The sequence below is a fragment of the Candidatus Omnitrophota bacterium genome, from assembly GCA_016209275.1.
Lineage (GTDB): Bacteria > Omnitrophota > Gorgyraeia > Aquiviventales > Aquiviventaceae > JACQWM01.
Genome location: JACQWM010000036.1, coordinates 1 through 19817 on the forward strand (window position 1 = coordinate 1; position 19817 = coordinate 19817).

A 19817-nucleotide genomic window follows, 5' to 3' on the forward strand; every position below is an offset into this window, starting at 1 on the left:
ATGCCCTCTCAGTGCATATATTGCATCTAAACTAGCATTATAGTCAAGTATTAGTTACTTTATTATTCAAATTAGTGCCTTCACAGGGCACTATTATCATATAAAGTATAACATATCTGCCATCTTTCTGACATGATAAACCCCGTCCCTCGCTTCATGCTACTCCGAGAATCCAGCCTTCGAGGTCTGCGACGGCCCGTTCGTCCGCCGTCAGCGGTGGCTGAAATAGCGGCGCCAGATCGCCCGCCAGATCGGCTTCCTGCAGCCAGCGGCTGACGGTGTAGGCATCCTGCTGGTCCGATGTCCGTCCTGCGGCTGGATAGCGGCCGCGCCAGAAACGCGGATACACTTCCGCGATCACATGGACGCCGGACTTCGGTACCCATCCATCGAACGGCCAGAAATGGACGGTCGGCCAAAGGGTCCGGCGCAAAAATCTGAGCCACGGAATGCCAGCATGGCTGGAGTTGGCGACGGAGCCCGGCACGCCAAATGTCAGGTGTGCTCAGCCTGGACAATACGTCTCAGAACACCAACGCGCCGTGCCGGAGTGGCACGGTGTGTTGCTCCGGTTGCGCTGGGTGCAGAATTGATGGAAGCTTCGGAAGTAATCGCTTCTTGAGGAACGCATGGCCGGAGCCGGATTTGAGGTAGCGCTCGAATCTCTCAGCTACTTGCTGATCCTGAAAAGCCGTATACGCTTCAAGCTCCCACGAAGCATAGGTCTTGCTGTAAGTACCATCACCCCGACTGTGCTCAACGAGCCTCTTCTCGATATCTCGCGTACATCCGATGTAGAGGCGCTTCGGGTGATTGATACTGCGGAGGATATAGACGTAATGCATGAGTGTGCTCTGTTCTGCTTCGCTCTCCTACGCGCTTCGCGCTCCGGAGCAGCTTCGCAGCAACGCCTTCTTCGCCGCCCCTCAGCAAGCGCTTCGAAGCCGCCTCACGAAAGTGAGGCGGCGAAGAAGGCGGGTGAGCGAGGGGACTCGAACCCCCAACCCCCAGGGCCACATCCTGGTGCTCTAACCGGTTGAGCTACGCCCACCATGAAGGACAGGATCAATTGGAAGGGTGGTGAGTATCTTACCTGATCAGGCGCCGTCCGGCAACTGCCCAGCGGACGTGTCCGGTGAAGGCGCGGGCGATGACGGCGCCGTCGGCGGCGATGGGGCGGAAGGAGGCGGAACAAGGACCGCGTCATCGATCGCTGGCACGCTCGGCAGCTCCACCGGTGCTTGCGATGGCTCCTCGGCCGGCATCGCCAGCACCTCCAACGCTTCCTTAATCTGCTTGCTGGTCGCCTCGATCTCCGTCATCGTCGCCTCGGTGGCCGGCACTAAGCTGAGATTCAGCCGATGACCCCACAGCGGCAGCTGCACTATTTCCACCCCCCGATCGAGCAATCGGTTCGTCATGCTCTGCACCTGGTCATCCCCCGCCACGAATTCCGCGTGCCAGGCCTGCGGCTGCTCCATCGGCCCGATGAGATTGATTTCGCCTCGCAGCGAGAATTCCCGGTTCCTGCCGAATTGCTTCACGTCAAAGATCGTCCGACCGCTCACGGAGAAATCTTCGCCGGTTAAATGCCCCAACTCGAGCTGCACTTTCGCCTGCAAGACATTCCCTGCGGCCGACCACTGGCTGGTGATTTGCAGCGTCGTCCCGTAGACGCGAATCCGGCGCGGCCCGCGCAAGTATGACTCGAGCGCGGCCATCGGCAGCGGCTCCAGCTGGCACGACCCCTGCAGATCCCCCGCGACCGGCGCGATCCAGCCCGAACAGTAGAAGGGCGCGGCGTGCCCGGCATCTCCCGCCAGCTCCCCGCGAACGGCAAAGCTAATCGGCAGATCGCGCAGCGGCGCCGTGATGGGTCCCGCCGACAGCGAGAGGTGGTCAATCATGCCGTGAAACGGCTTGGCCGGCTGCTCATCCACAAAAATGAGCGAGCCGTCAACGATGTGGAGCGAATCGATGGAGAGCTGCCAGCCGGCGGGCGCTGGCAAGGCACCCCCTGGCGGCGACACGCTGGGCCAGCGCCAAGCGCCCTCGCGGGTCCGCGTGGCGCGGATGACGGGCTGGTCAATCGTCACGGCGTCAATCCACAAGGTCTTGGTCGGAATGGAGAATCGCCGCGGGACCACGGTCGCCCGCTGGATCGCGAAGGCGCGCTCCTCCGTGTTGGTCCGCAGCCGAAGGTGGCTGAGCGTCGAGGTAAATGGCAGGGACAAGCGCACGCGGCCCACGGAGACAGCGCCGCCTGCAAGCTGCCGGATGGCGCGCAGCACATACCTTGGTGCCAGCACCGTCAGCGCAATGTATTCGCCGAGCAGCAGTGCGCCGCAGCCAAGCACCAGCGCGCGAATCCACACGCGCGGACGTTTCATCTCACGTCTTCATAGGAGCAGCAGAGGAAGCGCGCCCGGAGGGACTCGAACCCCCAACCAACGGGTTAGAAACCCGCTGCTCTTCCGATTGAGCTACGGGCGCACGGTCGGGGCGGTCCCGCACACACGCTGATGGTCGGGGAGGTGGGACTCGAACCCACGGCCTCTTGGTCCCAAACCAAGCGCTCCACCAAGCTGAGCTACTCCCCGGTTGTGTGTGCGGGACGACCTACTGGTCCCAAACCAGTCGCTCTACCAAGCTGAGCCACGCCCCGGCAGTATTCGTGTAGAGACTTGTAAGCTTAACATATCGGATTCTTCCCTGTCATTAGCCTTGCTATAATGACCACGGAATGAAGCGCATCCTCATAACGGTTGTGGCCATCGTCATCAGTGTCGTGCTCCTTGGCACCCTCATCTTGTGGTATGTCCTCGCGTCGTGGCTGCCCACCGGGGGCAAGGCGCTGCTCATGAGAGAACTAGAGCGCAGCGCGCCGATTGAGGTGACCATCGCCGCCCTGCGCTACCATCCGCTGCACGGGATGCTGCTGGAGCGCGTCGTGGTCAATGAGCGCGCCACGCATGAGCGATGGGCCGCCATCCCCCGCATGCAGGTGCACGTGAACTGGCCGCTGCTCGTCTTCCGGCGCCAAGCGCGCTTCAGCGGAACGATCGTGCTGGAGCATCCCTGTGCGACGACGTTGTCCGTCTCAGGACGCGTCGCCGTCAAGCCACGAACGGCCGCGCTTGATCTGCGCACCGATGAGATCGACCTCGCCTCCCTGAAGGCTCCGCTGAACCAGTACGTCCCGTCCTCATTACAGGCTGGCCGATTTCGAGCGGATCTGCATCTGCGACAACCGACGCCGGCTTCAACCATCATCTCGGGACGCCTTGAGGGCGCGGCCGTCCAATGGGTCACGCCAACAGGGACGCTGCGCGGTCGGATCACCGCGGAGGGCGCGCTCACCTCGCCGTCAATCGATCGCGGGGCCTGGAACATCGAGGCTGTGGTGGCGCTCCAAGAGGCCGAGGTCACCCGCGTGCCGACCATCGGCGCGATCAGCCGCCTGCACGGAGCCGTGCGCGTCACGAATGCGCTCATCGCCTGGGAACAATTGACCGGGACGGCCCTGGGGGCTCCGTGGAACTCCAGCGGAACGATCACCACACAGCCGCCCATGCGCATGGAGACGCTGCTCACCTCAACGGTGAAGATCGAAGAGGCCGCCGCGGCCCTGCCCCAGATCTTTGCGCCGTGGACACCAACGGGATTGGCGGATGTTCGCCTTGTGTGCCGCGCCGTTTTCGAACCCTCAGCGCCTGTGGATTGTCTCGCGCGCGCAGCGCTGCATCAGATCACGGTGAACGGTCCGAAACTCCCGGAGCCGCTCACGAACGTGACCGGAACGCTACACCTCGATGCGCTCGGACGGCATCTGTCCATCGAAGAGCTGAAGGGTCAGCTGCACCATCAGCCCCTGGCCGTTTCCGGCGACGTGGAGCTGACCACCCCGACCCGGCTGAACCTGCATGTCGAGGGCACGCTGCCCTTGGACGCCGTGCGGCCATGGCTGCCATCCTCGATCTCCCTTGAGCAACTGCGCGGGCTGGCAGAGCTTGATGTGCAGCTCATCGGCCCGGTCACACGCCTTCAGCCGTCCGGTCGGATCGGATTTCAGGATGCCACGCTGATCACGCCCTCCGTGAGCCTGGAGCATGCGCATGGCGCTGCCCTCATCGCCCCCCATCGCGTCGATCTCTCGAATGTTTCGGTCCGCCTTCATGGCGAGCCGGTCACGATCAACGCGGTCGTCAGCCCGCTTGAGCCGTTGACCGTCGCCGGAACCATCGCGTTTTCACATGGGCAACTCGTCCTCAACGGCCGCATGACGCCGCGAACGTTTGCCATCGACGACAGCCGCCTGAGCCTTATCGCGACGCAGATCAGAGTCACCGGAACCATCGGCCGAACCGCCGCCGCGCCGAGCGCATTGGACGCCATCGGCACAGTCGAGCTCTCAGAGCTGGCGGAGGTGCCGTACGCGAAGCTCTCAGCGCTCGCCGCGTGGCAGCCGCGCGGGCTCGTCAATGTGGAAGCGCAGTTCCGCGGGCAGCTCTCAGCCTGGGAAGCCGCTGACCTGCACACGCGCCTGCGCGCGCACACCGTCAGCATCCGAGGCATTCCTCTGGATGAGATCACGGTCGCGGTTGAGCAGAGCGGCGGGCTGCTGCGCGCGCGCATCCCCTCGGCGTATGTGGCCGGCGGCAAGTACTGGGGGGAATTGACCGTGGCGCAGCGCCCCACGGAGCATCGCTACGCCGTGGAGAGCGATCTCGTCGGTCTTCAGCTCGATCGCCTGGCCAAAGCGGTCCCGGCCCTGCAATCGCGGACGATCGCCGGCACCGCCTCATCCCATCTGCTGGTCACGGGCACCTGGGAGCAGCGCGAGAGCTGGCGCGGCGAAGGATGGCTCAATGCCACGGGAGATCGCCTCGGCGACATGCCGCTGCTGGATGCGCTGTTTCGAGGACTCTTCGGCGTGCTCGGCGAGCGCTTGGGATTAGACAGTCTGCGGCGCGCCGAAATCAAACAGGCCGCGCTGCATTGGCGGCTTGCGGATCAGCGATTCCGGACGGAGGATCTTCGCCTGACCGGCCTTGCGGGCGCGGAGCCCGTGGCGATCTACGCCGCCGGCAGCGCGGGCCTTGACCGCACGCTGGATTTCGTGATCGAGCCGGAGTTCTCGGAGCAAGTGATTCTGCAAGCGCCAACCACCGGATCGCTGGCGAGCACCGTGCTCAAGGCGGCAGGACAGTTGGATCGGTTTCGGCGGCTCATCGGCCGGCACCGGCTGACCGGAACGCTCGAGGATCCGAAGTACCGGTTTGAATTCTCCACCCAAGAGATTTTCAAGCAGCTCTCGCCCTCCGGCGGCGCGCTGCTCGAAGGGCTGCTCGGCGCGTTTCTGAACCCGTCGACCCAATAAGGCGCGTCAGCGCGCGGCGCATCCGGCGGGCCGCGATCGCTCGATGGCTGATCCGCTGTTTCACGGCCGCCGGCAGCTGGCCAACGGTTCGGCTGAGCCGCGGCAGGAAAAACACCGGATCATAGCCGAACCCCCGATGCCCGCGCGGTGCTGCCGCAATCCGCCCTCGCCAACGCCCCTGCGCAACAGCGAGCACTCTCACCGGTGAGGCCAGCGCTAAGACACACCGATACTGCGCCCCACGACGAGGGCGCTTCACCCCGCGCAGCAGCCGCAGCAGTTTGGCATTGTTCGCCGCATCATTCCCGTGGGAGCCGGTCCATCGAGCGGATCGGACCCCTGGAGCGCCCTTGAGCGCGTCCACTTCAATCCCCGAATCATCCGCCAGCGCCAAACGCCCTGTGGCCTTGGCGGCGGCGCGCGCCTTTTTGATCGCATTCGCCTCGAACGTGGCGCCGGTTTCGCGAATGGCGGGCACAGGACCCACATCGCTGAGGCAGCACCATCGCGCATGGCGCACGGCGAGCAGCCGCTTCAATTCGTGGACTTTGTGGCGATTGCGGCTGGCAATCACGATCTCAAGCATGAAGCTCGCGCAGCGACGACACGCCGAGGGCTCGGCGCTGCAGGAGGAGCAGATCCTTGATTCCCGCCTTGGCGAAACGCAGGAGCGTGGCGAGGTCGGCTGAGGTAAATGGCGAATGCTCGGCGGTGCCCTGCACCTCCACGAACTGTCCCCGGCCGGTCATCACCACATTCATATCCACGTCCGCGAGCGAATCTTCCGCATAGTTCAAATCGAGCATCGGGCTTCCCTTCACCATCCCCACGCTGGTGGCGGCGACAAAATCTTTGATCGGGAGTGCTGTGATCAATCCGCGCTTGCGTAATAGGCGCAACGCTTCCACCAGGGCCACGAAGCTGCCGGTAATGCTCGCACAGCGCGTGCCGCCGTCGGCTTGAATCACATCGCAGTCGATCACGATGCTGCGCTCACCGAGCGCGGCCAAATCCGTCACCGAGCGCAAACTCCTGCCGATCAGCCGCTGGATTTCGTGGGTGCGTCCGCCCACGCGCCCGCGGATCGACTCGCGCTCGATGCGCTGCTGGCTGGATCTCGGCAGCATGCCGTACTCCCCGGTCACCCAGCCCGTGCCGCTGTTGCGCAAAAAGGGAGGCACTTTCTCATCGATCGTCGCTGTGCAAATCACTTTCGTGTCGCCCCATTCCACCAGACAGGAGGCGTCGGCGAATTTCATCGTGCCGGTGGTCAATGCGACGCGGCGCAATTGCTGTGCGGTCCGTCCGTCTGGTCGTGCGCTCATGGATGTCCGTTGGCTCGCTCGACGGTTTCAATGACGTGCCCCAGGAATCGATGTCCGATGCGGCTGAAGTGCGCCGGCTCATCCGTCACGAAAAACCGGTAACGCGCAGCGCCCTGCTGGTCCCGCAGGGTCTCCGCGCCCGAGAGCACGCCGCGGACCTCCGCCGCGGTCTGCCGCGCGGAATCGACCAACGTGACCTGGGACCCAAGGGCCTGCTGGATCGTCGAGGCGAGCAGCGGATAGTGCGTGCAGCCGAGAATGAGCGTGTCGATGCGGCGGCGTTTCAGCGGCGCGAGGTACTCTTCGGCGATGTGCCGCGAGATCAGGCCATTGAGCCAGCCTTCCTCGACCAGCGGCACAAACAGCGGACAGCTTTGAGAAAACACTTTCACCGCCGGATCCAGGCGATGGATCGCCGTTTCATAGGCGCCGCTATGGACGGTGGCGTTCGTCCCGATGACGCCGATGCGCTTCGTGCGGCTGGCCCGCACCGCCGCCAAGGCTCCGGGCCGGATGACGCCGATGATCGGCACTTTGAAATATTTCCGCAGGGTGGGGAGCGCCCAGGAAGAGGAGGTGTTGCAGGCAATCACGATGCACTTGACCCCGAAGCGCAGCAGGAACTCCACGTTTTCCAGGGAGAATTTCACGATGGTCGTCTTGGACTTCGTGCCATACGGCACGCGGGCGGTGTCGCCGAAATACACGATCGATTCCGACGGCAGCTCCTCCATGAGCGCCTTCACGACCGTCAGCCCCCCGATGCCGGAATCGAAAACACCGATGGGCTGCCGCGAGCCTTTCATCCCATCACCTCAGATATGTTGCACTCCCAATTCCCGAACGTACGAGACGATCCCCTCCGCCATCGCTTCCGCCGCCGCCTGGCGGTACTCGGCGGTGCCGAGGCGCCCGGCCTCCTCGCGGTTGGTCACATAACCGACCTCCACGAGCACCGAGGGCATCCAGGCTTCCCGCAACACCACGAACCGCGCGGCCTTGACCCCCAGGCACGGAATGCGCAATTGGGTTCGCATGCTGCGGCAGATGGCGGTGGCGAGCCGCCGTGATTGCGAACGGGTTTTTGACAGCACGAGATCCCACACCACCTGGCGCACGTCGGGCGAGGCGGTGCCAATCTCATTCGGGGAGAGAAAGGCGGGCCAGTTGGATGAGGAGACCACCGACACGCGGGGATAATACACCTCGACGCCGGAAATCTTTCGACTATTGGGACTCGCATTGACATGGACGCTGACAAAGAGATCTGCGCCCAGGCGATTGGCCACCGCCGGTCGTTTCTCCAAGGCGATGAACTGATCCGACTCCCGCGTCATCGTCACGTCAAGCCCGGCATCGCGCAGTTGATCTCGCAAACGGCGGGACATGTCGAGGACAAGATGCTTCTCCTGCAAGCCATGGTGGGAGGTCCCGGGATCGTGGCCGCCATGGCCGGCATCCACCACGATGCGCTGGATCGGGCCTGGTAACGGGGCTTGGCGGTGCGTCACCGGGCTGCGCAGGGGAACAGCGATCGTCGGATGAGGCACTGAGGCGCACCCCGCGGCAACCAGTGACCCCAGCAGGAACACACAGGTAGGATTTTTCAACGCGAAATATCCACACTCAATACTGAGAGATGGTAAATGGTGGAGGCGGCGAGATTTGCACTCGCGTCTTCGGTCCGAGAGCGTGAGCCCTCTACATGCGTAGCTCCGCGCTGAGCATTCGTCCTGGCCCGTCTACGGAGCCGGCGTCTCCAGAACTAGCGATCGATGTGTTCCTCGCGGCCGTCCTCAATCGCGAAAACGGCCGCCAGCCTGCTCGTACCACCCGCTGACCTGCAGGCCGTCTCAGCAGATGGCGCCCCTGAAGATTAGTTCAGGAGCGGCGAGAACGCCATCGGGGCCGGCATTCTGGTCCCGAGGACGTTTGCAACGCGATTTGCGTTGGCATTTGTGATGCTGTCAGGTGTTTTACGAGGCCTCCTGACCACCTCGGCATGCCCCTCGCAACTCTTGAGCCCGAATCGATTCTAATCGCCCCCATGTTTTTGGCGATGGCGCACGAGCCGCTGGATTTCTCGAGCAGCTTCACGTTCGCGGATTCGGTCCCGCTTTTCAAAGACCCGTTTTCCCTTGCCCACGGCCAGCTCAACCTTGACCAACCCGTGCTGTTGATACAACCGTAACGGCACGAGCGTCAGCCGCTTTTGCGTCAGGAGCCCTTCGAGGCGGTCAATCTCTTTGCGGTGCATCAGCAGCTTGCGCAGCCGCACCGGCTCAACGTTAAAGCGATTCCCCTGGGCGTACGGACTGACATGCATATTATACAGGAACAGCTCGCCCCCATCAACGCGGGCGAAGCTGTCGTCGATGCTGACCCGATGCTGGCGGATGGATTTGATCTCCGTGCCCCGCAGCGCAATACCGGCTTCGAACGTTTCCACGATGTCGTAGTCGCGCCGCGCCTTATGGTTCGTGGCGAAGACCTCTGGCGTCTCCTTCGCAGATGTCATCAGCGTTTCTTGAGCACGCTGATCATCCGCCAGGACAGCGCCTCGGCCGTCAGGGGTTGGGTGAGATGAAAATCCCCATAGATGGAGAGCAGCGCAAAAGCACCGGAATGCTCCACGAGGACGCGGAACTCCTGGGGCAGAATCAAGCGCGTGCGGGTGGGGCCGCCGCGGATCGTCTTCGTTTCCCCGCCTTCTTCCACTTCAAAGACCAGCTCGTCCTCAAACGTCTGGGCGATGGGATCCGCCGTCTCCGGATGCTGCAGGTAAAAAACGCGGACGGTGGTCTCGCCCTCGGTTTGCTCCCACTGGTAGACCTCGTTGCCGATTTGATCCCATTGGCGCGGCACCCAGAAGTCGAGCAGATACAAGCCGCCGGGAGCCAGCAACCGCGCCACCGTCTGCAGATGCGCCACGATCTCCTCGGACGTCAGCAAAAACCGAAAGGTATCCATCACGCAGTAGGCCGCATCGAAGGTGCCGCGAATCGAAAGATGCCGCAAATCATCAACTGACGCGGCGATGGTCAGGTCCTCCGCCTGCGCCTGCTGCTGGACATACGCGATCATCTCAGGATTGAGATCCACCCCGGTCATCGAAAACCCGCGCTTCGCCAGCTCGATGAGATGCCGCCCGGCCCCGCAGCCGATATCGAGGAGCCGTCCCTCGACTCGCGTTGCTCGCTCGGGACGGCCCCGAGCGACAGAAATGGAGTCGAGGGGCCGTGTCGCATCTTCCGGCCCGTGCGCCTTCACGCACGCCTCGATAAAATCGCACTCCGCCTCGGTGTTCCAGCGGTAGCCCAGGGCGTAATAGGCGGGATAGTTGTAGACTTCAGAATTACTCATCGCCTAGCCGATCGATATCAGATCTCGAATTCGATATCTGATATCGCCTTACGCCTTGAACACGGCACCAGGCCGCGTCGAGGATGCGGCCGATGATCTCTGGATACGTGATGCCAAGATACTCAGCGAGCAGGCCGATCGTGCCGGCAGGATCAAACGACGGCAGCGGATTGATCTCTAAAAAAAAGAGCTGCCCGGCGGCATCGACGCGGAAATCCACGCGCGCCATGTCGCGGCAGGACACCGCCTCATACATCGCCACGGCGGCCGCCTGCGCGTGATGATCGAGTGCCAGATCCAACGTCAACGGATGCTCGACAGGGCCGGCTGACCCCGCCACATGGCAGGACAGGCCGCTGACCGGATCAATCGGCCGCTGAATCGCCGGATAGGCTTGCGGCGGATCATTGCCGATGACGAGTACCGTGACTTCTCCGCCGGAAATATATTCCTCAATGAGCATCGGCTGCCTGCACTGTTGCCAGAGCCACGCCACTCGCCGGCGCAGCGCAGCCTGATCATGGACAACGGCTCCGGCGTCGATGCCCCGCCCGGACCCTTCGTAGCGAGGCTTCACGATGAGGGGAAACCGCAGGCCCATGGCTGCGGGCAATTCCTGAGGATGGTCAATCTTCAACCACGTCGGCGTCGCAATTCCTGACGTGATGGCCACCCGCTTGCACAAGACTTTATCCAACCCGATCATCAAGGCCAAGGCATCCGATCCGACATAAGGAATACCGTGCAGCTCAAGAAGATTCGGCACCCAGGCTTCGCGGCATCGGCTGCCATTCCCCTCCGCGATGTTGAAGACCAGTTCAACATCGCGCAAGCGCTCCGGCGCGGCCAACAGCTCGGACGCATTTCCTAGGCGCACGGCCTCGTGGCCCAGGCTCGCCAGCGCGTGCTCTAAGGCATCAATCGTCGCCGGCGGATCAAACTCCGCCTGCTGAGGATCGCCTGGATCGGTTTGCAGATCAAATGTCAGTCCTATTCTCATTGCGTCGACGATTATACCACTCCAAAAGCGATATCAGATATGAAATGGCCATTTGATATCTGATATCATATAATCGTCGATGCGCGGTGGTGGTGAAACTGGCAAACACGCAGGTCTCAGAAGCCTGTGCCGAAAGGCTTGGGGGTTCAACTCCCCCCCTCCGCATTGTAATTTCCGATGATCACTACCCAGAGCGAATCTCTCCGCACGCAAGGCCGGGATGACTGCATTGACATCACGGATCGGGTGCAGGAAGCGGTCACCACAGCGAAGCTGCGTCAGGGCATTGCCACGGTCTTTGTCACCGGCTCAACGGCCGGGGTCACGACGATTGAATATGAGCCTGGGCTGGTCAAAGACTTGAAAGAGGCGGTGCGGAGATTGTTTCCTGAAAATTTACGGTATGCTCACCATGAAAGCGGAGGGGATGACAATGGCTTTTCCCACCTTCGCGCCTCGTTCATCGGCCCGTCGCTGACGGTGCCCATCGTTGACGGCAAGCTGGCCCTGGGCACCTGGCAGCAGATCGTCCTCATCGACTTCGACGTCCGTCCCCGTTCCCGATCCTTCGTCATTCAACTGCTCGGCGAATAAAAGGGGTCAGACCCCTTTTTATAGGCGTCCGCCAGGCGGACGTACTTGGCGACCCAACCCGTAATATATTTCAGATCGCGGGCCGTGACAGGACGCACCACCTTCGCCGGTACCCCGACGGCCAGCATCCGCGGCGGGATCTTCGTGCCCTCAAGCACCACACTCCCCGCCCCCACCATCGCCCCGGCTCCGATCCGCGCTCCGCTGAGCACGATCGATCCAATGCCGATCAAGGCCCCGGTCTCCACGACGCACCCATGCAGATTCGCATGATGCCCCACATGCACATGGTGGGCGATTAGGCAGGGGGCGTGGCTGTCGACGTGGAGGATGGATCCATCTTGAATGTTGGTCGCCTCCCCGATCTCGATGCGGTTCACATCCCCGCGCAGGACGCAATTGAACCACACGCTGGCGTGTTTGCCGACGCGCACGCGGCCGATCACGTCAGCGCTGGGGGCAATAAACGCCGTCGGATGCACGATTGGGGACTGTCCCTGATAGGGCCACATCATGAGTGCCTCCGCTGTTCAATCATCTTGGTAGCGCCGCACGATGGCATCGCGCCGCTGTATCAGCGTCTGTGTGAGATAGGCCGCATCCGCCGGGTGGCTGTACTGCCCGGCCGAAACCGCGGCGGCGATGCGCGCGTCGGAGAGCTGGCTCATCCGTCGCGCCATCCAGTCGGCGTCGTCTTCGGTCATGGCCTCAAAGGCGATATTGGGCACATATGGTTTCCAGCGCTGCGGATCCGCCTGGGGCGAAAAGAGGCCGATCGCCGCCGAAAAGGGCTCGCGTGTGGCGTCACAGGTCGGGTGACGCATCCCGAAGGTGAGCAGCTTCACGACTGCCTGCCGCAGATCGACCACGCTGGTCCACCCGGCGCACGGATGCTTCGGCCCGCCACGGCCCGCATCCGCCCCAAGCGACGTGCCGAAATCGAGGAGGTAGCCCACGGTCTTCGTCCCATCCCAGACCAACAGGGTCTGCTGATCTTTGGTATCGATGTTGTTGACCCAGGCAAACGCGAGCCGTAACGCGCGAATCTCCGCGCAATCGCGGAACCGCTTAAATCGCGCCGGGCCCAGCACGGTGCCTTCCAGAATTTTGCTCGCGGAGGCCCGAAACGTTCCCTGGCTCAACCGCTCATCCAGCAGCTGGTGCAGGTGCGACTCGGTAAAGGGCTGCTCAAGACCGAGCGGCCCCTTCCACGCGGCACCGGGCGCGATGCGCACATCATCCCACGAGAGCCGGGCGATCTCATAGCTGGGCACATGATACCCCAACGCATGCAGCAGCTTGCTCGTGACGACCTCAGCGCCGGAGAGCAGCTCCGGCGCCGCCACCGGATCCAGCTTCAGGAGGAATCGCTGCCCGTTGGCATCGGTCACGAAAAATCCCGCGGTTTTGCCTTCCATCTTGGATTTGGTGATCGTCACCGGCGGACGCGGCACATCCTCCGGCGTGCTTGGGCCCCATCGGATCTGCTCCGGGGGGGTGCTTGCGATGTCCCGATTCGTGAAAAACGCGCTATCCGCCACCCGTCCCGAGGAGAGATTCAGGGCTCGCACCGGTGAGCCGGCCCAGGCTCTCAGCGGGCGGCCAAGACGCAACGGAAATTCCAAGGGCTCCAGCACGGCGACATCCAAGACATGCCACCAGACAGGCTGTTTGATCACATGCGGCTTCGTGGCAATGCAGCAGGGTGCCACCCCATACGCCCGGGGCCAGCTGGCGCATCCGGCGACGAGCAGATAGCAAATAGCAGATAGCAAATAGCGCCGAGCAATCACGATTGACTCGCTAAATGCAACGCCACTTTGGCGGCGCTGGAGATCACATGGGTCGGATGCCGGGAGGCTTTCTCGAGCTCTTGCCGCAGCGGGGTCAGGCGCAACCGCCCGACCGCGCAGAGCGTTGTGACGCTCAGCCAGCAGTGGTGATCCCAGATCGCCTGCTGCAGAATGCGATACGCGGTCGTGGGCTCCTGGGTTGCGCCAACCGCGTCTTCCAGCGCCGAGAGAAACCGATCCTCATCCAGAATCGGAAAAATCGCGCTCCGCATGGCGGGATCGATCAGGTTATCCAGCAACTCGATGGCGTCGGCGCGGACATACGCATCGGTGACGGTCATTTGCTCGTAGGCCAAGTGGATATCCTCAGGCCGATAAATGAGCATCAGCAAGCGGAACACTTGCTCCACGGATTCCTCCATGAGGATCCGCAAGAGGGCGATGATCGGGTCATTGGCCGCGACTGGACCGCGGCAATGGCGTCGGTACACATTAATCACATCCATAATCCGTTGATAGCCGGCGACTTCGCTGGCGATCTGCCGGCGGATCTGCGGCACCGGAAATTCCACGCGCGCATGGCGCAGCCGAAGCTTCACCAACCCGCGGACGGCCTCATGGCGCAGCACGGTTTCCGTTTCCACGACCATCAGGCTGAAGAGATAATCCACCGTGGCTTGCTCCGGAATCCGCGCCAAACTGCGAAGGGCCTGGCGGCGCTTGGCCATCGAGGTATGATGATCGCTGATGATGGCTCTCAGCCGCAGCGCCTCCGACTCAACCTCGGCGGCCTGGACCAGCCGGCTGTCGTATTGCGAAAGCTCGTCAATCAAGCGCTTCACGTGCGGCGGCGGCACGGACGCTCCCTGGACCAGCTGGTCGACCAGCGCTAATTTTCCTCGCGCGAATGGCGCCTCCGCCAGCAAGCGGAATGGCTCGCTCCCCGGCTCCTGGGCAAAGAGCCGCTGGCGCCCGGCATCCGGACCCTCCGCGGCGGCCTTCGGCCGGGGAGCCGCCGCGCGGGCCTGCAGCATCGTGCGGATCGTGCCCACATATTCGCGCCGCAGCCGCAGCGCGATGAGGATCCAGAGCGCCACGAGCGGGAGGCTCAGGCAGCTTAAATATTTTGGATGCAGATGATAGATATCGAGCATGAGAATCCCCGCAATCGCCGCCACGCCCTTGCCGAATCGGAACACCACCATGTCGATAAACGGCTTGACCTTGTACCGGATCGATCGGTCGATGGGCAAGTACAGGACTTCCTTCGAGGTCTGCTGCAGCGAATAATTGAGCGAGCCGTCGCCCAGCTCGGTCACGGCCGCCAGCCAGAACGTGGGGAACAGCAGCAGGCCGGCCGATCCGAAGAGGTCCACGATAGGCAACACCAGCAGCGCCACCGCGAGGCCCCACCGGCGCAGCACCCAGCTCGTCAAAAAAAACTGCACCACGAACGCCGTCGCATTCATGCCGCCGAGGAAAATGCTGGTAAAGTGTGTCTTCGCATCCACCGTCGGAAAGCCCAGCTCGATAAACGGGTTCAACTGATAGTACACGAGTGTTGCGACGATCTTATTGATCCCCACCATCGCCACGAGCAGCAGCAAATAGCGGGAATGCCAAAACAGCTTGGCGAACGCCATCGGATGCGAAGATGCCGGGTGCGCGCGCGCCGTGCCGGACGCCACCGGCTCGCTGGCCAGGACGCGCTCCGGGAGCAGACGCCAGAGGCGCTCCACCACCAGCCAGCACATGGCCAGCAAGGCGGCCGAGACCAGCAGCAGATGCTTCGTGCCGACCACATGGGCGCCGAAGGCGGCAATCGAGGAACCGGCAATGCCGCCTAAGATGCCGCCGGAGCCGATAAATCCGAAGAGCCGTTTCGCCTCGCGGGGCCGGTACAAATCGTTGGCGACAAGCCAAAACAGCGTCACGACCAGCACCGAGAACACCGCGACCCAAATGTAAAAGGCCGCCGCCACCCACCACATCGAGGTCAGCAGCAGCCGCCAGGCCACGAGCAAAATGCCGATGATCACGAAAAACGACGAGCTGATGAGCCGAGGTTTCGGCACCCGGTCCACGAGTTTGGCGAAGAGCGTCACAATGGGCCCCATCAGCACGGCGCAAATCAAATCCGCATACGGCACCATCCGCGAGCCGAGCTCGCCGAGCACGAGCGAGCGGCTGACCGGCTTAATGACGTAGTAGCTGGTGATGATCAGGAAGAAATAGAGGAAGGTGAGGAGGACTTTCGGCCCCTCGCCGGGCGCGATGCGCACAAACCGTTTAGAAATAACCCCGATCGTCCGATGCATTATGGTTTCAACATGATCCACGACGTCATGCGCCCAGTGCTCTGCCCTTCCCGGCGGACCGAATACCACTGGTCGGGCTCGCAGCCGGTGCAGTGTTCGCTGTCGATGATGTGGTGGGCCGCCACACCGGCCTGGCGCAATTGCGCGGTGGCAACACCGATCAAATCGCACATCCACCGCCCGCTCTGCCGCGCCACGCACGCGCCGAAGCGCGAGAGAAACTCCGGCCCCACCTCATAACAACAGACCCGGATCGCCGGGCCGATGGCCACCCGCAGGCGCGACGCGTGCGAAGAAAAACTCTGGCAAAACGCCGCCACCATGCGCATCGGCAGGCGGGCCAGGAGCCCTCGCCAGCCGGCATGCGCAATTCCGATGACGTGCCGATCCGCATCGGCGAAAAAGATCGGCACGCAATCCGCGGTGCGGACCGTCAGAAGCTGCTGCGGTATGCGGCTGAGCAACGCGTCGCAGCCGGCGATCACGCACGGATCGATCGCGGCCGAACCCACGATGGCCAGACTGCCGCCATGCACCTGTTCAACCGCCACGGTCGCAACACTCGATCGCGCCGCAGGCTCGCCGGCCGCGCGCGTCGTGATTCCGGCCATGATGCGGCCGCTGGCGAAGCGGCGCAGCCATCCCGCGCTATTCTCCTGCGTCATCATCGGTCAGCGGCGAACCAGGCCACCCCGCGGGCGCTGCCGGCTCGATGAGGCGCAGGCCGAGGCGCGCGGGGTCAATCGGCTGGCCATCACGCACCACTTCGAGATGCAGATGCGGCGCGATCCGAGCAAAGCGGGCGTTGCCGGTTTTCCCGACGGCACCAATGACCGCACCCTGGGCCACCCGCTGCCCCTCCGACACCGTGACCGTCTGCAAGTGCGCGTAGAGGCTCCGAAGGCGCCGGCGATGCTCGATCTCCACATACCGGCCGAGCCCGCGATGCCTGCCGACCGTCACCACCGTGCCGCTGCGGATGGCGCGCACCGGGCTCTCGAGCTCGGCGACCACATCGATCCCCCGATGCCGCCGATGCCCGCTGCGAGGAGCCAAGAACCGCCCATCGCCCCCGGCGTCCTGGCGAATCACCAGCGGCCGCGCATCGATGGGGGCGACGACAGGATACCAATTCACATACGGCAACTCGATGGCGGCGGTCAGCGCCCCGCAGCCGGCGACCAGCCCCATCCACCATGAGGCGCGGGTCGGCACGATGGGCCTCATGCCACGGCCCGGCTCCGCGCGCGGGCGGCGACGCACAGCGACTCGCCATAAAAGTACGCGGCCGCTTCGGTGAGGCTCTCCGGCAAGGTCGGGTGGGCGGTGATCGTCTGCGCCAATTGCCTCGCCGTGAGATGCTGCTGCACCGCCAGCACCGCCATCTGGATCAGGCTTGAGGCATGCGCCCCCACAATGGTGGCTCCCCGCACCTGATCCGTCGCCGGATCCACGAACAGCTTCACGAACCCCTCGGTTTCTTCGTCGCAATAACTCTTGCCGAGCGCGCCAAACGAAAAGCGGCTCACCCGGACATCGCGCCCCTCAACCGCGACCGGCCCGACCTGCGCTAATTCCGGCTCGGTGAAGACGCACCGAGGAATCATCGCGGCGTCGGGTGCGAGCGTTTGAGCGCTCAGCAAATTCTCCACCGCGAGCCGGCCGTCGGCGCTGGCCCAATGCGCCAACCCATGGCCTTCGAGACAATCGCCGATGGCGGCAATGTGCGGCTGGCTGGTGCGCAGATACGCGTCAACCGTCACCCCTCGCCCTGCGGCCACACCGGCCGCGGGCAATTGCAGCGACTCAATGTTGGGGCGCTGCCCCATAGCGAGGAGCGCATAGGCGGCCTTCACGTCCGTGCCATCCGCCAGGGTCGCGGTCACACCGTTCGCCGATGCGGCCAGGCGCGTCACCGTCGTGTTCACATGCATCGTCACCCCGTCGGCGTGCAACCGGCGGGCGACCCATCGCACCGCTTCGGGATCATCCATCGGCAGCAGTTGGGGCTGCTGTTCAACGATCGTCACGCGCGTGCCGAACGCCGCCAGCAGCGAGGCGAACTCGCAGCCGATGACGCCTCCGCCGATAATCAGCAGTGACGGGGGGATCACCGGCAAGGCCAAGAGGCCGCGATAACTCAGCACGCGGTGTTCGTCAATCGGCCAAGGGCCGGAGAGCGGCCGTGCTCCGGTGGCGATCACGACGCGCTGCACGCTCAGTCGTTGCGTCTGCCCCTGGCGCGCCACTGTCAGATGATGCGGATCCTCAAACGTGGCGGAGCCGCTCAGCAGCTCCACCCCTTCGCGGCGCAGCACATCCGTCAGCCCCGCGCGAAGCGTGGCGACGATGCGCTGATTCCTCGCCAAGACCGCCGGGTAATCGACCTGCGGCTCGCCGATCGTAATGCCGAATTGGCGCGCGCGGCGCATCCGGCGCACCATCGTCGCCACCGTCACCAGCGACTTCGTGGGAATGCAGCCCGTATTCAGGCAGATCCCGCCGATGTGCTCGCGCTCAATCAGGCACACCCGCAGGCCGCGGCGGGCGCCCGTCAGGGCCGCGGCCGACCCGCCCGGTCCGCTGCCGATGACCGCCACATCATATGCGGAATCGCTCACAGGATCGCCTCAGGGGTTTCCGGCGAGAGCACGCAGACTTTGTTCTTGCCGGTGGTCTTGGCCCGATAGAGCTGCTCATCCGCCATCCGGATCAGGTCGCGATAATCGGTTTCGCGGCCTTCGGGAAACCGCCTCACCGACACCCCGATGCTCACCGTGAGATTCAGCGGCTTCTGCAAGCCGTGAAATTCTTCATCGACGGATTTCCGGATCCGCTCCGCCACGACCATCGCGCCCGAGGCGGCCGCGCCCCCCTCGCCGAAGCCGGTTTCCGGCAGCATGACGACGAACTCCTCGCCGCCGTAGCGGCCGACGAGATCAATCGCGCGCACTTCCTTCTTCAAGATCTTCGCGACAATCTTCAGCACGGCGTCGCCCTGCGGATGGCCGAGGGTGTCATTGACCAATTTGAAATTATCAATGTCCACCATGAGCAATGACACCGGCAGCTGATAGCGGTTGGCCCGTTCGATTTCCTGCACCAGGCGATTCATGAAGTATTCCCGCGTGTGGACGCCGGTCAGCCGATCCAGAATCGTCACCGCCCCCTGGATCGCAATCACCCCGGCCAGGGTCAGCTCGCCCCAAATCGCGGCATAAAACGCCCGTTGCTCCTCGTACTGCTTGAGCATGTCCGCATGGCAGAAGATCACCAGCACGCCCAGCACCCGCCCCTCGATGACAAACGGAATCAGCATCGCCGCCGTGGCGGACCGCAGCTGCCGGACTTTGTCGGGGGCCAGGAAGGCGGCCACCATCTCGTCCGTCAGCTGCGAGACCATCGACGGCTTTTGCGTGGCGACCACATGGGCGAAGGGCTGCTCGTTGGGTTGGAATTCTGTTTTCTGGAACAAGGTTTCATCGCAGTATCGGCCCATTTCAAACCGGAAGGTTTCCGTCTCGTAATGCAGCAGCCAGAGGCTCGCCACGCTGTTGGCCTGCACCGAGCTGGTCACGCGGCTGGCCGTCTCGACGATCGTCTGCACCAGCACGCGCTTATCCAGCCGCTGGGCCAGCGTTTGCTCCATCAGGGCCAGCTGCTCATAGTGCCGATGATGCTCCTCTTTGAGGCGATCGGCGTCCCGCTTGGTTGAGGCGACCTGCAGCAGCTCGTGTTGCTTGCGCAGGGCCAGCCGCGCGGCGACGGCCACCACCAGCGTCACGCACAGACTCAGCAGGAGAAAACAGACGAAGATGCTGGAGACGGTGAGGACCACCAGGAAGGCATCGAATCCGACGGTAAGAGGCAGGGATAAATGGATCGTCCAGAGATAATCTTTCAGGCGATCCAACAACTCGGCGTTGCCGATCACGATAAACGCCGCCACCACCACGGAGAGCACGAACAGCAGCAGCAGCGCCCTGCGCAGGAACGTCATGCTACCGTAATTTTACCATAGGTGGCCGTTGTCAGGCGCGGCCA

The 19817-nt window shown here is 63.3% G+C and carries 19 protein-coding genes, 4 tRNA genes and 1 other RNA gene; 3 read left to right on the plus strand and 21 right to left on the minus strand.

The annotated features are described in order from the left end of the window. Nucleotides 1-154 precede the first annotated feature (154 nt). The 6 genes from HY737_05135 to HY737_05160 form a co-directional block, all read right to left on the minus strand. Nucleotides 155-487 (minus strand): hypothetical protein, encoded by a 333-nt coding sequence (locus HY737_05135; protein ID MBI4597772.1) that lies wholly within the window; start codon nt 485-487, stop codon nt 155-157. A gap of 37 nt (nt 488-524) precedes the next feature. Beyond that, nucleotides 525-845, minus strand: coding sequence for a GIY-YIG nuclease family protein (locus tag HY737_05140; protein MBI4597773.1), 321 nt, complete (start codon nt 843-845; stop codon nt 525-527). Nucleotides 846-977: 132 nt separating this feature from the next. Continuing rightward, nucleotides 978-1051 (minus strand) — tRNA-His (locus tag HY737_05145). 46 nt (nt 1052-1097) lie between these two features. Further along, a complete protein-coding gene (locus tag HY737_05150) occupies nt 1098-2390 on the minus strand; it encodes a DUF748 domain-containing protein (protein ID MBI4597774.1) in 1293 nt (430 codons plus the stop codon). Nucleotides 2391-2420: 30 nt separating this feature from the next. Then, a tRNA-Arg gene (locus HY737_05155) sits at nt 2421-2493 on the minus strand. Nucleotides 2494-2523: 30 nt separating this feature from the next. Then, nucleotides 2524-2600: transfer RNA gene (locus HY737_05160), tRNA-Pro, on the minus strand. Between the two features lie 143 nt (nt 2601-2743). On the opposite strand from HY737_05160, the gene HY737_05165 reads away from it, so the two are divergent. Further along, nucleotides 2744-5380, plus strand: coding sequence for a DUF748 domain-containing protein (locus HY737_05165; GenBank protein MBI4597775.1), 2637 nt, complete (start codon nt 2744-2746; stop codon nt 5378-5380). Here the strand turns inward: HY737_05165 and rdgB are convergent. The 8 genes from rdgB to HY737_05205 form a co-directional block, all read right to left on the minus strand. Next, complete coding sequence (gene rdgB, locus HY737_05170; protein MBI4597776.1) at nt 5304-5966, minus strand: RdgB/HAM1 family non-canonical purine NTP pyrophosphatase; 663 nt, start codon at nt 5964-5966, stop codon at nt 5304-5306. The two genes, HY737_05165 and rdgB, sit on opposite strands and share 77 nt — an antisense overlap. Continuing rightward, complete coding sequence (rph, locus tag HY737_05175; GenBank protein ID MBI4597777.1) at nt 5959-6705, minus strand: ribonuclease PH; 747 nt, start codon at nt 6703-6705, stop codon at nt 5959-5961. The genes rdgB and rph overlap by 8 nt, the downstream gene beginning before the upstream one ends. Then, the gene (locus tag HY737_05180; GenBank protein MBI4597778.1) at nt 6702-7511 is read right to left on the minus strand and encodes a glutamate racemase; all 810 of its coding nucleotides are present in this window, start codon (nt 7509-7511) and stop codon (nt 6702-6704) included. Before HY737_05180 ends, rph begins: the two co-directional genes overlap by 4 nt. A gap of 9 nt (nt 7512-7520) precedes the next feature. Beyond that, a complete protein-coding gene (locus tag HY737_05185; protein MBI4597779.1) occupies nt 7521-8255 on the minus strand; it encodes an N-acetylmuramoyl-L-alanine amidase in 735 nt (244 codons plus the stop codon). Between the two features lie 97 nt (nt 8256-8352). Beyond that, nucleotides 8353-8752: a transfer-messenger RNA gene (gene ssrA / locus HY737_05190) on the minus strand. Then, nucleotides 8741-9223 carry an SsrA-binding protein SmpB gene (gene smpB / locus HY737_05195; protein MBI4597780.1) on the minus strand — a complete coding sequence of 161 codons (483 nt, stop codon included), beginning with the start codon at nt 9221-9223 and terminating at the stop codon, nt 8741-8743. The genes ssrA and smpB overlap by 12 nt, the downstream gene beginning before the upstream one ends. Next, nucleotides 9223-10068, minus strand: coding sequence for a methyltransferase domain-containing protein (locus HY737_05200; GenBank protein ID MBI4597781.1), 846 nt, complete (start codon nt 10066-10068; stop codon nt 9223-9225). Before HY737_05200 ends, smpB begins: the two co-directional genes overlap by 1 nt. Next, nucleotides 10061-11068: a D-alanine--D-alanine ligase gene (locus HY737_05205; GenBank protein MBI4597782.1), complete on the minus strand. Its 1008-nt coding sequence runs from the start codon at nt 11066-11068 to the stop codon at nt 10061-10063. The genes HY737_05200 and HY737_05205 overlap by 8 nt, the downstream gene beginning before the upstream one ends. An 83-nt stretch (nt 11069-11151) precedes the next feature. Between HY737_05205 and HY737_05210 the strand changes: the two genes are divergently transcribed. Together HY737_05210 and HY737_05215 are read left to right on the plus strand one after the other, a co-directional pair. After that, a tRNA-Leu gene (locus tag HY737_05210) sits at nt 11152-11233 on the plus strand. A gap of 12 nt (nt 11234-11245) precedes the next feature. Next, entirely contained in the window at nt 11246-11662 is a 417-nt protein-coding gene (locus HY737_05215; protein ID MBI4597783.1) for a YjbQ family protein, read from the plus strand. Here the strand turns inward: HY737_05215 and HY737_05220 are convergent. The 7 genes from HY737_05220 to HY737_05250 are packed head-to-tail and all read right to left on the minus strand — an operon-like array spanning nt 11644 to nt 19773. Beyond that, entirely contained in the window at nt 11644-12177 is a 534-nt protein-coding gene (locus HY737_05220) for a gamma carbonic anhydrase family protein (protein MBI4597784.1), read from the minus strand. The genes HY737_05215 and HY737_05220 overlap by 19 nt on opposite strands. A gap of 15 nt (nt 12178-12192) precedes the next feature. After that, complete coding sequence (locus HY737_05225) at nt 12193-13455, minus strand: hypothetical protein (protein ID MBI4597785.1); 1263 nt, start codon at nt 13453-13455, stop codon at nt 12193-12195. After that, nucleotides 13452-15773, minus strand: a complete 2322-nt coding sequence (locus HY737_05230) for a hypothetical protein (GenBank protein MBI4597786.1) — start codon at nt 15771-15773, stop codon at nt 13452-13454. Before HY737_05230 ends, HY737_05225 begins: the two co-directional genes overlap by 4 nt. Then, complete coding sequence (pgeF, locus tag HY737_05235) at nt 15773-16441, minus strand: peptidoglycan editing factor PgeF (protein ID MBI4597787.1); 669 nt, start codon at nt 16439-16441, stop codon at nt 15773-15775. Before pgeF ends, HY737_05230 begins: the two co-directional genes overlap by 1 nt. Beyond that, the gene (locus HY737_05240) at nt 16422-17000 is read right to left on the minus strand and encodes a M23 family metallopeptidase (GenBank protein MBI4597788.1); all 579 of its coding nucleotides are present in this window, start codon (nt 16998-17000) and stop codon (nt 16422-16424) included. Before HY737_05240 ends, pgeF begins: the two co-directional genes overlap by 20 nt. Next, complete coding sequence (gene lpdA, locus HY737_05245) at nt 16997-18394, minus strand: dihydrolipoyl dehydrogenase (protein ID MBI4597789.1); 1398 nt, start codon at nt 18392-18394, stop codon at nt 16997-16999. Before lpdA ends, HY737_05240 begins: the two co-directional genes overlap by 4 nt. After that, nucleotides 18391-19773: a GGDEF domain-containing protein gene (locus tag HY737_05250; GenBank protein ID MBI4597790.1), complete on the minus strand. Its 1383-nt coding sequence runs from the start codon at nt 19771-19773 to the stop codon at nt 18391-18393. Before HY737_05250 ends, lpdA begins: the two co-directional genes overlap by 4 nt. Between the last annotated feature and the right edge of the window lie 44 nt (nt 19774-19817).